The organism is Bacillus sp. PS217 (assembly GCF_037963535.1).
In the GTDB taxonomy this organism is placed as follows: Bacteria; Bacillota; Bacilli; order Bacillales; family Bacillaceae; genus Bacillus; species Bacillus subtilis.
On sequence record NZ_CP150157.1, the window covers coordinates 1,140,354 to 1,155,043 of the forward strand.

Sequence of the window (14,690 nt, forward strand, 5' to 3'; positions counted from 1 at the left end):
CCTCTTTTTTACGCTGCCATGCTGCGACATTGTTCAGCACAGGTGAAGCAGGCTTTCGCACATGCTTGGCAATGATCATGATCGTGCTTTCCGCATTCAGTGCCGCATGCTTCACAAATATCGGCGCAAAGTGCACAAATTTCTTTCATAAACGGGCTGTCCGTTTGCATGGCTTTGACCGCCAGCGCGCAAATATCCGCGCATTCCCTGTCAAGCCGGATGCAGCCGCTGAGATGATGCTGCACGCTTTCTTGCAAGCATTTAGTGAAACAATGATTGCAAGCCTTCATGCAATCGATGCAAGCCTCAATACAAGCTTCAGAATATTGCTCCATGGTTGATTCCCCCTGTATGACAGTATATGGTTTTATGTTTCCCGGCTGCATTTGAAAAAAACAGGGGAGTGTGTTTTTAGCTAAGGGGATATGTACATATACCCTGAACGGGTATATCTAACGTTCCATCAGATAGTATAGGAACCAGACAGCGTGATTTTGTTCATCACGTGCTGCGCGCGTAAAGACGCCTTTCGCTTTTAAGTTTGACGTTTCCTCGGCCGCACGCAAGTAAAAGTCGACGGTTTCTTGTTCATCTTTAAAAGCGGCGTCCAGTCCTCTTGTGAAATTGTCCGGGCATTCTTCCGTTTGTTTCGGCATGATGTGTTTGCCGGTAATTGAACCATACAGTGTGGAAAATTCACGGAGGTGGCGAATCTCGTCACGCCTGATTTCTTCAATCTGTTTTCTGACTTCATCGCTGTGGGCGAGTTCGGCGAGCTTGCGGTAGCATTGAATGGCACTGAATTCTCCGTTGATGGCCTTCTGCAAATTCCGAATCAAACCAGGATCTTCCCTGTATGGCACCGGATAGGGATAGTAGCTGTAATGCAAGGGGATTCAACTCCATTCTTAGGAATTGGGCTTCTGTAAAAGTATATGTTGGGCAGGGAGAGATGTGCGGAGGTAATCAGCTTTTTATATGTGAAAAGGCCGTTTTTACCAATAGATCAGATTGGTCATTTTGGTCAACATTCGATAAAATATATAGAGATAAAAAGAGAGGGGTATTCTAATTTGGGAGCAGAGTTTTTAGTAGGCAGGTCCGGGAGTGGAAAAACGAAGCTGATCATCAACAGCATTCAGGATGAATTGCGCCGGGCTCCATTCGGGAAGCCGATCATTTTTCTAGTCCCGGATCAAATGACGTTTTTAATGGAATACGAGCTTGCTAAAACGCCAGATATGGGCGGGATGATACGCGCTCAAGTGTTCAGTTTTTCACGATTGGCCTGGCGCGTCCTCCAGCATACGGGAGGAATGAGCAGGCCGTTTCTGACGAGCACCGGCGTACAAATGCTCCTGCGGAAGCTCATTGAGGAGCATAAACAGGAGTTCAAAGTCTATCAAAAAGCGAGTGACAAAAGCGGGTTTACCGCACAGGTTGAGCGGATGCTGACAGAGTTTAAGCGCTATTGTCTGGAACCGGAGGATATCCGCCGGATGGCGGAAAGCGGAACGGCTTCCGAGTATCGTGGAGAACGTGTTTTATCTGAAAAGCTCCATGACTTATCAATTCTGTATCAGCAAATGGAAAAAAGCCTCGCAGATCAATATCTTCACTCTGAGGATTATTTGACATTGCTGGCAGAGCATATCCCGCTTGCGGAAGATATAAAAGGCGCCCATATCTATGTGGATGGCTTTTATCAGTTTACACCGCAGGAATTCAGGGTGTTGGAGCAGCTTATGGTTCATGCGGAGCATATCACGTTTTCGCTCACAGCGGACAAGCCGTCATATGAGCGGGAGCCGCATGAACTGGAATTGTTCAGAATGACGGGGAAAACCTATTACCGCCTGCATCAGAAGGCGAAGGAACTGAATTTGGACATTACGTATAAAGAGCTGAGCGGGACTGAGCGGCATACAAAGACGCCGGAATTGGCGCATCTAGAGGCACAGTATGAAGCGCGTCCGGCCGTTCCATACGCAGAAAAACAAGAAGCCCTTACTGTGATGCAGGCCGCAAACAGACGAGCTGAGCTGGAAGGCATTGCCCGGGAAATTCACGCCCTAGTCAGAGAGAAGGGATATCGCTATAAGGATGTAGCCATTCTTGCGCGCCAGCCGGAAGACTACAAGGATATGGTGAAGGAAGTTTTCGCAGATTACGAGATTCCTTATTTCATTGACGGAAAAGCATCCATGCTGAACCATCCGTTAATTGAATTTATCCGGTCAAGCCTTGATGTTCTGAAAGGGAATTGGCGTTATGAAGCGGTGTTTCGCTGCGTGAAAACCGAACTGCTATTCCCGCTCAATGAACCGAAGGCCAAAGTGAGAGAACAGGTCGATCAGCTCGAAAATTACTGTATCGCCTATGGTATTAAAGGCGACCGCTGGACAAAGGGCGATCGGTTCCAATACAGGCGTTTTGTGTCATTGGATGATGATTTTGCGCAGACTGATCAGGAAATCGAAATGGAAAACATGTTGAATGACACCCGCGATTGGATTGTTCCGCCGCTTTTTCAGCTTCAAAAACGCATGAAAAAAGCGAAGACGGTTCAAGAGAAGGCGGAGGCGCTCTATCGTTATTTAGAAGAGACGGATGTGCCGCTGAAGCTGGATCAGGAAAGGCAGCGTGCTGAGGAAGACGGCAGAATCATTGAAGCGCAGCAGCATCAGCAGGCGTGGGACGCAGTCATTCAGCTGCTTGAGGAGTTTGTTGAAATGATGGGAGATGATGAGATTTCTCTTGATTTGTTTCAGCAAATGATAGAAACCGGCGCGGAGTCGCTTACATTTTCTCTAATTCCGCCTGCGCTTGACCAGGTGTTTGTCGGCAATATGGATTTGTCCAGAATGTATGGCACCTCCTGCACCTTTGTGCTCGGGGCAAACGACGGCGTTCTGCCGGCACGCCCTGATGAAAACGGGGTCCTGTCGGATGATGACCGGGAATGGCTGAAAACGATTGGGGTTGAGCTATCCTCAGGCGGACGGGAGCGTTTGCTTGATGAGCATTTCCTCATCTACATGGCGTTTTCAAGTCCGTCTGACCGGCTTTACGTATCGTATCCGATTGCTGATGCGGAAGGAAAAACGCTTTTGCCGTCGATGATCGTTAAGCGGCTGGAAGAACTGTTTCCGCATCATAAGGAGCGCCTGTTAACAAATGAACCTGAACAGGTCAGCGATGAGGAACAGCTGATGTATGTTGTGAATAAAAGCGTGGCACAGTCCTTTACCGCGAGCCAGCTCAGGTTATGGACTCGGGAATACGACATCAGCGACGTCTGGTGGAGCACGTACAACGTGCTGATGAGTGAGCCGGACAGGCTGCAATCGAAAAAGCTGTTCTCAAGCCTGTTTTTCCGGAATGAAGTGAAGCAGCTTGAACGCAGCGTGTCGAGACAGCTCTATGGTGAACGCATTCAGGGCAGTGTATCGAGAATGGAAACCTTTAACGCATGCCCGTTTTCCCATTTTGCGTCACACGGGCTGCATTTGAAGGAACGGCAATTCTTCAAGCTTGAAGCACCGGATATCGGCCAGCTGTTTCATTCCAGCTTAAAGCTGATTTCTGACAGGCTGCGTGAGCAAAAGCTGGATTGGCGCGATTTAACGAAGGAGCAGTGCGAGCTGTTTTCCTATGATGCGGTAGAGCGGCTGGCACCGAAACTGCAAAAGGAAATTCTGCTCAGCTCAAACCGGCATTATTATGTGAAGGAAAAACTGCAAAAAATTGTGACACGTGTGTCCGGCATTTTAAGCGAGCATGCGAAAGCGAGCGGATTCGTACCGATCGGGCTTGAACTGGGCTTTGGAGGAAAAGGGCCGCTTCCGCCGCTGACCTTTCAACTGAAAAACGGCTGTACGATGGAACTCGTCGGGCGAATTGACCGTGTTGATAAGGCTGAAAGCTCAAAAGGCCTGCTCCTCAGGATTGTCGATTATAAATCAAGCGACAAAGGCCTTGACTTAGCGGAAGTATATTACGGATTGGCACTGCAAATGCTGACGTACCTTGATTTATCGATTACACATTCAGCTGACTGGCTCGGGATGAGGGCGACGCCTGCCGGAGTGCTGTATTTCCATATTCATGACCCGATGATTCAATCTAATCTCCCGCTTGGGCTTGACGAGATTGAACAGGAGATCTTTAAGAAATTTAAAATGAAGGGCTTGCTCCTCGGTGATCAGGAAGTGGTTCGCCTCATGGATACAACCCTTCAAGAGGGACGGTCAAATATCATAAACGCCGGCTTGAAAAAAGACGGATCTCTTAGATCAGACTCGGCCGCAGTCGGTGAAAAGGAATTTGATCTTTTGACAAAGCATGTGCGCCGCACCTTCCAGAAAGCGGGCGAACAAATCACCGACGGACGCGTATCCATTGAGCCGTACAAAATGAAGAACAAGACGCCGTGCACATACTGTGCGTTCAAATCAGTATGCCAATTTGATGAATCACTGGAAGAAAACGAGTATCGCCCATTAAAGGCTGAAAAGGACAAGACGATACTTGAGTGGATAAAAAAGGAGGCGGATGGCAATGAACATTCCTAAACCGGCAGACAGCACATGGACAGATGACCAATGGAATGCCATTGTTTCAACCGGCCAGGATATTCTTGTGGCAGCGGCTGCGGGCTCTGGTAAAACCGCTGTGCTCGTTGAACGAATGATTCGGAAAATCACCGCGGAGGAAAACCCAATAGATGTAGACCGTCTTCTCGTTGTGACATTTACAAACGCCTCAGCGGCAGAGATGAAGCACCGAATCGCAGAAGCCTTGGAAAAAGAGCTTGTACAGCGCCCCGGCTCGCTGCATATTAGACGCCAGCTGTCTCTTTTAAACCGGGCCAGCATTTCGACGCTCCATTCCTTTTGCCTGCAAGTGCTGAAGAAATATTACTACTTGATCGATCTTGATCCGGGCTTTCGGATAGCTGATCAGACGGAAGGCGAGCTGCTCGGGGATGAAGTGCTTGACGAGCTGTTTGAAGACGAATACGCAAAGGGCGAAAAGGCGTTTTTTGAGCTTGTTGACCGCTATACGACAGACCGGCATGATCTGGATCTGCAATTTCTCGTTAAACAGGTGTACGAGTATTCCCGATCCCATCCCAACCCGGAGGCGTGGCTGGAAAGCTTTGTTCATTTGTATGATGTATCAGAAAAGAACGCCATCGAGGAGCTGCCGTTTTATCAATATGTCAAAGAAGATATTGCAATGGTGCTTAACGGGGCGAAGGAAAAGCTCTTGCGCGCGCTTGAGCTGACGAAAGCGCCGGGCGGCCCGGCGCCGCGTGCTGACAATTTTCTTGATGATCTTGCGCAGATTGATGAACTGATTCAGCATCAGGGCGATTTCAGTGAACTATATAAGCGGGTGCCCGCCGTCTCTTTTAAGCGTGCCAAAGCAGTAAAAGGGGATGAGTTCGATCCAGCGCTCCTTGATGAGGCGACAGATTTGAGAAACGGCGCAAAAAAACTGCTTGAAAAGCTCAAAACCGACTACTTCACGCGAAGTCCTGAACAGCACTTGAAAAGCCTAGCCGAGATGAAGCCTGTCATTGAAACGCTCGTACAGCTTGTCATCAGCTATGGAAAACGATTCGAAGCTGCGAAACAGGAGAAATCAATCATCGATTTTTCTGATTTGGAGCATTACTGTTTAGCGATTTTGACAGCTGAGAATGACAAAGGTGAACGTGGGCCGAGCGAGGCTGCAAGGTTTTATCAGGAACAGTTTCATGAGGTGCTCGTTGACGAATATCAGGATACCAACCTCGTGCAGGAATCGATTCTGCAGCTCGTCACAAGCGGGCCGGAGGAGACTGGCAACCTGTTTATGGTAGGAGATGTCAAACAGTCGATTTATCGATTCAGGCTTGCGGAGCCGCTTCTTTTCCTCTCTAAATACAAACGGTTTACAGAGAGTGGAGAAGGCACGGGGCGGAAAATCGATTTAAATAAAAATTTCCGAAGCCGGGCTGATATTTTAGACAGCACCAACTTTTTATTTAAACAGCTGATGGGCGGCAAAATCGGTGAGGTGGATTATGACGAGCAGGCTGAGCTGAAGCTTGGTGCGGCGTATCCGGACAATGACGAGACGGAAACAGAGCTGCTGCTGATCGACAACGCAGAAGATACGGATGCAAGCGAGGAAGCAGAAGAGCTTGAAACGGTGCAGTTTGAGGCAAAAGCCATCGCTAAGGAAATTCGCAAGCTGATTTCATCGCCATTTAAGGTGTATGACGGAAAAAAGAAAACACATCGCAATATTCAATACCGAGATATCGTGATTTTGCTCCGTTCGATGCCGTGGGCTCCACAAATCATGGAGGAGCTGAGAGCACAGGGCATACCGGTTTACGCCAATTTAACGTCAGGCTATTTTGAAGCGGTCGAAGTCGCCGTCGCGCTTTCTGTGCTGAAGGTGATTGATAATCCGTATCAGGATATACCGCTTGCCTCTGTTCTGCGCTCACCGATTGTCGGAGCAGATGAAAACGAGCTGTCTTTGATCCGGCTTGAAAATAAAAAAGCGCCGTACTATGAGGCGATGAAAGACTACCTGGCTGCTGGTGACCGGAACGATGAGCTTTATCAAAAGCTAAATACGTTTTACGGACATCTGCAAAAGTGGCGCGCGTTTTCGAAAAACCACTCAGTATCTGAGCTGATTTGGGAAGTGTACCGCGACACCAAATATATGGATTATGTCGGCGGCATGCCGGGCGGAAAACAGCGCCAGGCCAATTTGCGTGTTCTTTATGACAGGGCGCGTCAATATGAATCAACAGCATTTCGAGGCTTGTTCCGCTTCCTGCGGTTTATCGAACGCATGCAGGAGCGGGGTGATGATCTTGGTACGGCGAGAGCGCTCAGCGAGCAGGAGGATGTTGTCCGCTTAATGACGATCCACAGCAGCAAAGGGCTCGAATTTCCAGTCGTGTTTGCAGCGGGTCTCGGACGGAATTTCAACATGATGGATTTGAACAAATCGTACCTGCTGGATAAGGAGCTCGGATTTGGCACGAAGTATATTCATCCGCAATTACGCATCAGCTATCCGACACTTCCGCTCATTGCGATGAAGAAAAAAATGCGCAGGGAGCTGCTGTCAGAGGAATTGCGTGTTCTCTATGTTGCATTAACGAGAGCGAAGGAAAAGCTGTTTCTGATTGGCTCATGTAAGGATCATCAGAAACAGCTTGCAAAATGGCAGGCATCCGCGTCCCAAACTGATTGGCTTCTGCCAGAATTTGACCGCTATCAGGCGAAAACGTATCTAGATTTCATCGGGCCGGCTCTTGCCAGGCACAGAGACTTGGAGGATTTGGCTGGTGTGCCAGCACACGCTGACATCTCAGATCACCCGGCTCGTTTTGCCGTTCAAATGATCCATTCCTATGATTTGCTTGATGATGATCTGGAAGAAAGAATGGAAGAAAAAAGCGAGCGCCTAGAAGCGATCCGTCGAGGTGAACCAGTTCCCGGCTCGTTTGCGTTTGATGAAAAAGCCCGCGAGCAGCTGAGCTGGACATACCCGCATCACGAGGTGACGCAAATTCGGACAAAGCAATCGGTTTCTGAGATCAAAAGAAAAAGAGAGTACGAGGATGAATACAGCGGCAGGGCCCCTGTAAAACCGGCTGATGGAAGCATTCTGTACAGACGTCCCGCTTTTATGATGAAAAAAGGCCTGACAGCGGCAGAGAAAGGGACTGCCATGCATACGGTTATGCAGCATATCCCGCTGTCACATGTGCCGTCGATAGAAGAAGCTGAGCAGACGGTTCACAGGCTTTATGAAAAAGAACTTCTCACTGAAGAACAAAAAGACGCTATTGATATAGAAGAAATCGTGCAATTTTTCCATACAGAAATCGGCGGACAGCTGATCGGCGCAAAGTGGAAGGACCGGGAAATACCATTCAGCTTAGCGCTTCCGGCCAAGGAGATCTATCCTGATGCACACGAGGCAGATGAGCCGCTTTTAGTGCAGGGTATCATTGACTGTCTCTATGAAACTGAGGACGGATTATATCTATTGGATTATAAGTCGGACCGGATTGAGGGCAAATTCCAGCATGGATTTGAAGGAGCGGCCCCGATCTTGAAGAAACGATATGAAACGCAAATTCAGCTGTACACGAAGGCAGTGGAGCAAATTGCAAAAACAAAGGTAAAGGGATGTGCGCTTTATTTCTTTGACGGAGGGCACATTCTGACATTATAGCGAGATCCATAAGCTCCGGAATTTCAGGCGGAGCGGGTCTCGTTTTCTATATAAAAGAGAGGTGAAAGCATTTGCGGATTTTACATACGGCTGACTGGCATCTTGGAAAAACGCTTGAAGGAAGAAGCAGGCTGAGTGAACAGGCCGATGTGCTGGATGAACTGAATACGATTGTAAAGGATGAGCAGATCGATGCCATTGTAATGGCGGGGGATGCATTTGACACCGTAAACCCGCCAGCTTTAGCCGAGCAGCTGTTTTATGAAAGCCTGTCTGCGCTTAGCGACAGAGGAAAGCGCCCGATCGTCGTCATTGCCGGAAACCACGATAATCCTGACCGTTTGTCCGCCGCTTCACCGCTGACACATGAAAACGGCATTCATTTAATCGGTTATCCGACAACAGAGCCGATTCATATTGAAGTGCCTTCAGCAGGAGAGCTTTTGGCGGTTGGAGCACTGGCGTACCCATCTGAAGCGCGGTTAAATGAAGTGCTATCCGATACGTTTGATGAAAAGCTGCTCCGTGATCACTATGATGTGAAAATCAGGCAGGCGTTTGAGCATATGACAAGCCGGTTCCGGACCGATGCAGTGAAGATTGCCGCCAGCCATATTTATGTGGCAGGCGGAAACCAAACCGATTCAGAGCGGCCGATTGAAGTCGGCGGTGCATACACGGTGGCTGCTGAAAGCCTGCCGGCAGATGCCGCTTACGTTGCGCTCGGCCATTTGCATCGCCCGCAAACGATCAAGCGGGCGCGGACGCTTGCGCGTTATTCAGGATCTCCGCTCGCCTACAGCTTTTCTGAAGCGGGCTATGCTAAATCAGTGACGATTGTGGACGCAAAGCCTGGGGAAGAGGCCACTTGGCAAGAGGTGTTATTATCAAGCGGCAAGCCACTTGTGAAGTGGAAAGCGGCAAATGGATTAAGTGAGGTGTACAGCTGGCTGGATGAAGGCAGAGATCAGAATGCTTGGATTGACTTGGAAATCCGTGTCGCGGACCAGCTGTCACTTGAAGAGATTCACAGGCTGCGGAAGGCGCACCCGGGCTTTATCCATATCAGGCCGGTTTTTGAAGAACAGAACAAAGACCGGGAACGGATCGAGGTTAAACATGTCTCAATCGAGGACCGCTTTAAGAAATTTTATGAAAAACAAACTGGCGGTGCGGTGCCGGATGAAGAAATGGTGAAGCTGTTTTTAGAGCTTGCATCAGGCGTTGAAGAGGAGGATGCGAAATGAAGCCGATCGCCTTAAGCATTAAGGGGCTCCACAGCTTTAGAGAGGAGCAGACGATAGATTTTGAAGGCCTTTCCGGTGCCGGTGTTTTCGGCATTTTCGGTCCGACAGGAAGCGGTAAATCCTCTATTCTTGACGCAATGACGCTTGCTTTATACGGAAAGGTGGAACGGGCGGCGAATAATACGCACGGTATCTTAAACCAGGCGGAAGATACGCTGTCTGTTTCCTTTACCTTTGCGCTTCAGACGAATCACCAAATCTCATACAAAGTCGAGCGTGTGTTTAAGAGAACGGATGAAATGAAGGTAAAAACGGCACTTTGCCGCTTCATCGAAATCAAGGACGAGCATACGGTGCTGGCTGATAAAGCCAGCGAAGTGAATAAAAGAGTTGAGGAGCTCTTAGGGCTGACGATCGACGATTTTACGAGAGCGGTGGTGCTGCCCCAAGGGAAATTTGCTGAATTTCTGTCTTTAAAAGGGGCAGAGCGCAGGCATATGCTTCAGCGTTTATTTAATTTGGAGCAATATGGAGACAGGCTTGTGAAAAAGCTGAGACGGCAGGCGCAGGAAGCCAATGCGAGAAAAAATGAAATGCTTGCTGAACAGTCCGGTCTCGGTGAGGCGAGCTCAGAGGCAGTGGAGCAGGCTGAAAAGGCTCTCGAACAAGCTGAAGCCCGGCTGGAAGCGATGAGGAAGAACCGTGATCAGGCGAAGGAGCGGTTTACAGAGCATCAGGAGATATGGAATGTCCAAAAGGAAAAATCCGCTTATGAAGAAGAGGAAAAACGTCTCGCAGAAGAACAGCCGCATATAGACAGCATGCAAAAACGCCTGCTGGAAGCAGAAACAGCAGCAGCCCTTAAGCCCTATGCGGACCGGTACGCAGAAGCGATCCAGCATGAGGAGCAAGCTGAAAAGGAACAAACGCTAGCCCAAAAGGATTTAGCAGACCGGACAGCTTTCTTTCAGCAAAAACATGAAGAGTATGAAGCGTGGCGCCAGCATAAAAGTGAGAAAGAGCCTGAGCTTTTAGCCAAACAGGAACAGCTTTCACGCTTGCAGGAAATCGAAATCAAACTGAGTGAGGCCAAGCAAGAGGAAGAGCGCAAAAAGGCTGACCTTCGGCAGAAAGAAGAGGCTCTTCAATCTGTCATGAATGAATTGGAGACGGTAACAGACCGCCTGACACGAGGGCAAAACAGACAGACAGAATTGAAACAGCAGCTCAAATCCCTGCAGGTGACATCCAATGAGCGAAAAAGCTGCCATCAGGCTGCAGAAATGGCATTGCGCATCAGACAAACCGAGGAGCAAATCAAAAAAGAGAAAAAACGAAGTGAAGAATTGAACCTCGTGCTGCAGAAGATGAATGAAGAGAAGAATACACTCGTTCAAAAGACGGAAGCGGAAGAAAACAACATCATTCAGGCATATGAGGCTGTACAAACTGTGTACCATTTGGTGTGCGAAACGGAACGCTCATTAACACATATGACGGAAGAGGCTAGAAAGAGTCAACACACGCTTCACTTACAGCGTGAAAAAGCAAGGGTGGCACTGCTGACAAAAGAGTTAGCCCAAAAGCTGACTGCCGGTAAGCCTTGCCCGGTATGCGGTTCAACCGATCATGATCCATCTGCCTCAGTACATGAAACATATGAAGCCGACAGCCATCTTGAAGAGGACATTAAACGGACAGATGTATTATTGACGGAAGCTGCAGCTCTCAGCCAGGAGATTCTTTCAGCCAAAATTACGCTTGAAGAACAGTCCGCGCGCTTTATTGAACAGTGTCCGTTTTTGCAGACAATTCAAGCACAGAACCTTGAAGCGGCAGCTTCCTTCGAACATCAGCCGGTGTATGAAGCATTTGAAACTGCCAAATTTGAATGGAAACGAATCAAGCAGGACATTCTTTCTGTTAAGACACGAATGGCACAAATGATTGGCGCCTATCAGGAGTCTTTAAAAAAGGCCGAGCAGCTTAATGAAAAAATCGGTTTTGAAAAAAGAGAAGCTGACCGTATTGAAAGCATCATCAGCGAGCTTCAATCCTCAATGGACAGCAGTCTGAATATGTTTAAAGAAGCATTTCAGAATCAATCTGTGGACGAAGCAGAAAAATGGCAGCAAGCCATTGAAGAAAAGGACCGGGCTGCAGAAGAATGTGAAAAACGAATTGAGAAGAGTATCGCGTTTCTTGCTGAGCATGAAGCACAAAAGGAAAAACTGCGGGAATCTGGACACCGGCTTGAACGGGAAAAGCTGGAGCTTCATTATGCGGCTGAACGCATCAAGAGCGTGATAGCTGATTATGAGCACGAACTCGGAGATTATGCAAAAGGAGATTCGATTCAAATCAAACTCCGCTCTGTCCAGCAGGATCTAAAGCTGTTAAAGGAAAAAGAACAATCTTTATATGAAGAACTGCAAAGCGCCCAAATGAAGCTCAACCAAGCGAAAAGCCGCGCTTCGGCAAGCGAGCTCACTCTTCAAGAGGCGAAGGGCAGATTGGAAAAAGCAAAAGCTGCTTGGCTTGAGCATACAAAAAACACCTCCATTACCCGGACTGAGGAGGTTGAACAAAGTCTCATCCCAGCTGATGAACTTGAAAAGATGAAAACCGGCATAGACCAGTTTATGGATAAACTGAAGCAAAATGCTGCAAACTTAAAACGAGTAGCAGAGATACTTGCCGGCAGAGCATTATCAGAGAGCGAATGGAACGAAACCGTTGCAGCATTACAAAAAGCTGAGGACGCATTTGGCGCTGCTATAGAGGAAAAAGGCGCGGCAGCAAAAGCACTGGCTGTCATTCGCGACCATCATAAACGGTTTAATGAAATTGAAGCTGAACTGAAAAAATGGCAGACGCATATCGACAGGCTGGACAAGCTGCAAGCTGTGTTTAAAGGCAATACCTTCGTTGAATTTTTAGCTGAGGAGCAGCTTGAAAGCGTTGCGAGGGACGCCTCAGCAAGACTCAGTATGCTGACAAGACAGCGCTATGCCATCGAAGTAGATTCAGAAGGCGGCTTCGTGATGCGGGATGACGCGAATGGAGGCGTAAGACGCCCGGTTTCCAGTTTGTCTGGAGGAGAGACCTTCCTCACCTCGCTTTCACTTGCTCTTGCGCTGTCTGCTCAGATTCAGCTTCGCGGGGAATACCCGCTGCAGTTCTTTTTCTTAGATGAAGGCTTCGGCACACTGGATCAAGATCTGCTTGATACGGTTGTAACGGCCTTGGAAAAACTTCAGTCAGACAATCTGGCTGTCGGTGTCATCAGCCATGTGCAGGAACTGCGTGCACGGCTTCCGAAAAAGCTGATCGTCCATCCGGCTGAACCGAGCGGCCGCGGTACGCGGGTATCACTTGAGTTGATGTAAGGGAGGAGCGGATATGGCAAAGCAGACTGCCGGAATATGTGAGCTGTGCGGCCGGAGCGATGTCCAGCTGACAGAGCATCATCTCACACCGAAAGAGGAAGGCGGAACGTTTTTGCCGACAGCGATGCTCTGTATTCCTTGTCATAAACAGATTCATGCCTTATATACCAATCAAGAGCTCGCCGTACGTTTAAACGGAATGGCTGAACTCAGAAGCGATCCAGAGCTTGCCCGGTTTGTCAAATGGATCAGAAAACAGCCGCCTGAGAAGCTGATCAAAACAAAGAAATCAAATGAACGAAAAAAGAAAAAATGACTAAAAAGCAGCCCTCTCTTTGCAGAGCGGCTGCTTTTATCCGTTTCCAACCATATCCTGATCGTTGACATCGGGGTCTATATAATTTGTCGCGTTGACTGCATTATTTAATAGAAGGAAATCTCCCGTGTTTCCTGCTCCCGAACCGAGCGCAGATTTTGAAGAGCTTTTCGGAGAAAGGTAAAAGGAATCACCAAAGTTTACGACTCCGCCCGATATGGAATTGATAGCTATAGGCCCGACAATTGCTGGCATAAACGACACCCTTTATCGAAGTCTCTGTTTATTATATGTTCTTGGCGGGCGATTGTGAGCGCGGAGACTGAATCTGTCTGATATGTTTGAGTCTCGCATCACCGCGAATAAGCGAAGCTGATCCGGCATGTAAAACAGAAGAGGCTGAGACCCCTTGAATTTTGATGCTGCGAACATAAATAGCCGGCACCTCGTGGCAAAACGCGCTTTGTACACCTGTTTCGGGGAGCGGCTTCACAGCCTGCTGCTGAAAGATCTGATACTCCTTTTTGTTAAATGAGCCTTCATTATGGTAAAACGTGGACAGAGAACGCTGCACAGCAAATACTTTTACACTCATATCGATTTCATTTGTGTCGCCAACTTGAAACACACTTGCGATCCCGAGGGAATTAAACTTAACTAGTCTGATGCGCGATATGCGTTTAAGCATTATTCTGGCGCAAGCGGAGCAAACGGCCCAATAATAAGAGATTCAGGCGGTGTATCAAAAATAGAAGACAGGTAAATGGATTCAGTGTCTCCGATGTGGAAAACGGAGGAACTGGACACACCGTTCATCCGGATGTCCCCGACTTCCAAGCTGCGGTTGATGACTGTAAAGATCATGCTTGCTCATCTCCTTTCATTTCTGATGGAATATGCTCCAGAAAGTGTTCTACAGCGCGGATGACATCACGCTTCACATGCTCAGCGATATGTTCTGCATATTGTGCAGGCGGTGTATGTTCTTCTTTTTTGATATGGGACATATAATAATGGATTCGGCTGTCCATTTGTTTTCTGATGTCTTCAATAACATGATGTCTGTTTGTATCGTCAAGTCTGCTGTCATATTGGTTTTCAAGCTGTTCCAAAATATCTGGGATTTCCTCGGTTAAGTACATGTCGACATTCTGGCGGATCTGCTGCATGAGCTGAGCGCTCTCTTCCTGCTGCATCATCCCGATTTGCGGTGTCGACTGGCTGACGTCAAAGTTTTGGACGCTGTTCGGGTCAGTCGGATTTAAACCGATGTTCAAAGTCCCGTCGAGCCTTTCGATTTTCAGCTGATCAAATTTATACTCCACACGCTCAATGGTAGTGGCCGGCCGCTGTTTCATCGTATTCATTTCAGTTTGAATCTCTTTCAGCTGACGTTCGAGCTGCTGAATGTGAATCGCCTGCTGCTGAACGAAGGAATTTAAGTTTTGCAGGTAAGAGGAAACAGATTGATCATACATG

At 48.2% G+C, this 14,690-nt stretch carries 11 protein-coding genes; 5 read left to right on the forward strand and 6 right to left on the reverse strand.

Translation table 11 applies throughout. The features are described 5' to 3' along the window. Positions 1 to 8: 8 nt before the first annotated feature. On the reverse strand, positions 9 to 335 hold the full coding sequence (locus tag NSQ83_RS05955; RefSeq protein ID WP_033880479.1) for a four-helix bundle copper-binding protein: 327 nt from the start codon (positions 333 to 335) through the stop codon (positions 9 to 11). Between the two features lie 117 nt (positions 336 to 452). Next, a complete protein-coding gene (locus NSQ83_RS05960) occupies positions 453 to 890 on the reverse strand; it encodes a ferritin family protein (protein WP_029317584.1) in 438 nt (145 codons plus the stop codon). A 183-nt stretch (positions 891 to 1,073) separates the two neighbouring features. Between NSQ83_RS05960 and addB the strand changes: the two genes are divergently transcribed. The 5 genes from addB to hlpB all read left to right on the forward strand — a co-directional run bounded on the left by addB (position 1,074) and on the right by hlpB (position 13,211). Beyond that, entirely contained in the window at positions 1,074 to 4,574 is a 3,501-nt protein-coding gene (gene addB / locus NSQ83_RS05965; protein WP_198878840.1) for a helicase-exonuclease AddAB subunit AddB, read from the forward strand. After that, positions 4,561 to 8,259, forward strand: a complete 3,699-nt coding sequence (gene addA, locus NSQ83_RS05970; protein WP_198878841.1) for a helicase-exonuclease AddAB subunit AddA — start codon at positions 4,561 to 4,563, stop codon at positions 8,257 to 8,259. Before addB ends, addA begins: the two co-directional genes overlap by 14 nt. Before the next feature lie 71 nt (positions 8,260 to 8,330). Continuing rightward, positions 8,331 to 9,506, forward strand: a complete 1,176-nt coding sequence (gene sbcD, locus NSQ83_RS05975; protein WP_003233099.1) for an exonuclease subunit SbcD — start codon at positions 8,331 to 8,333, stop codon at positions 9,504 to 9,506. Next, positions 9,503 to 12,895: an exonuclease subunit SbcC gene (sbcC, locus tag NSQ83_RS05980; RefSeq protein ID WP_198878842.1), complete on the forward strand. Its 3,393-nt coding sequence runs from the start codon at positions 9,503 to 9,505 to the stop codon at positions 12,893 to 12,895. The genes sbcD and sbcC overlap by 4 nt, the downstream gene beginning before the upstream one ends. Before the next feature lie 13 nt (positions 12,896 to 12,908). Then, a complete protein-coding gene (gene hlpB / locus NSQ83_RS05985) occupies positions 12,909 to 13,211 on the forward strand; it encodes an HNH nuclease-like protein HlpB (protein ID WP_003233097.1) in 303 nt (100 codons plus the stop codon). Positions 13,212 to 13,247: 36 nt separating this feature from the next. Here the strand turns inward: hlpB and NSQ83_RS05990 are convergent, their stop codons facing one another. The 4 genes from NSQ83_RS05990 to NSQ83_RS06005 are packed head-to-tail and all read right to left on the reverse strand — an operon-like array spanning position 13,248 to position 14,689. Further along, complete coding sequence (locus NSQ83_RS05990; RefSeq protein WP_003233096.1) at positions 13,248 to 13,466, reverse strand: spore germination protein; 219 nt, start codon at positions 13,464 to 13,466, stop codon at positions 13,248 to 13,250. Positions 13,467 to 13,497: 31 nt separating this feature from the next. Next, entirely contained in the window at positions 13,498 to 13,899 is a 402-nt protein-coding gene (locus tag NSQ83_RS05995; RefSeq protein WP_010886467.1) for a spore germination protein GerPE, read from the reverse strand. Continuing rightward, positions 13,899 to 14,075: a spore germination protein GerPD gene (gene gerPD, locus NSQ83_RS06000; protein WP_003233093.1), complete on the reverse strand. Its 177-nt coding sequence runs from the start codon at positions 14,073 to 14,075 to the stop codon at positions 13,899 to 13,901. Before gerPD ends, NSQ83_RS05995 begins: the two co-directional genes overlap by 1 nt. Next, on the reverse strand, positions 14,072 to 14,689 hold the full coding sequence (locus NSQ83_RS06005; RefSeq protein ID WP_015252404.1) for a spore germination protein GerPC: 618 nt from the start codon (positions 14,687 to 14,689) through the stop codon (positions 14,072 to 14,074). The genes gerPD and NSQ83_RS06005 overlap by 4 nt, the downstream gene beginning before the upstream one ends. Position 14,690 lies beyond the last annotated feature (1 nt).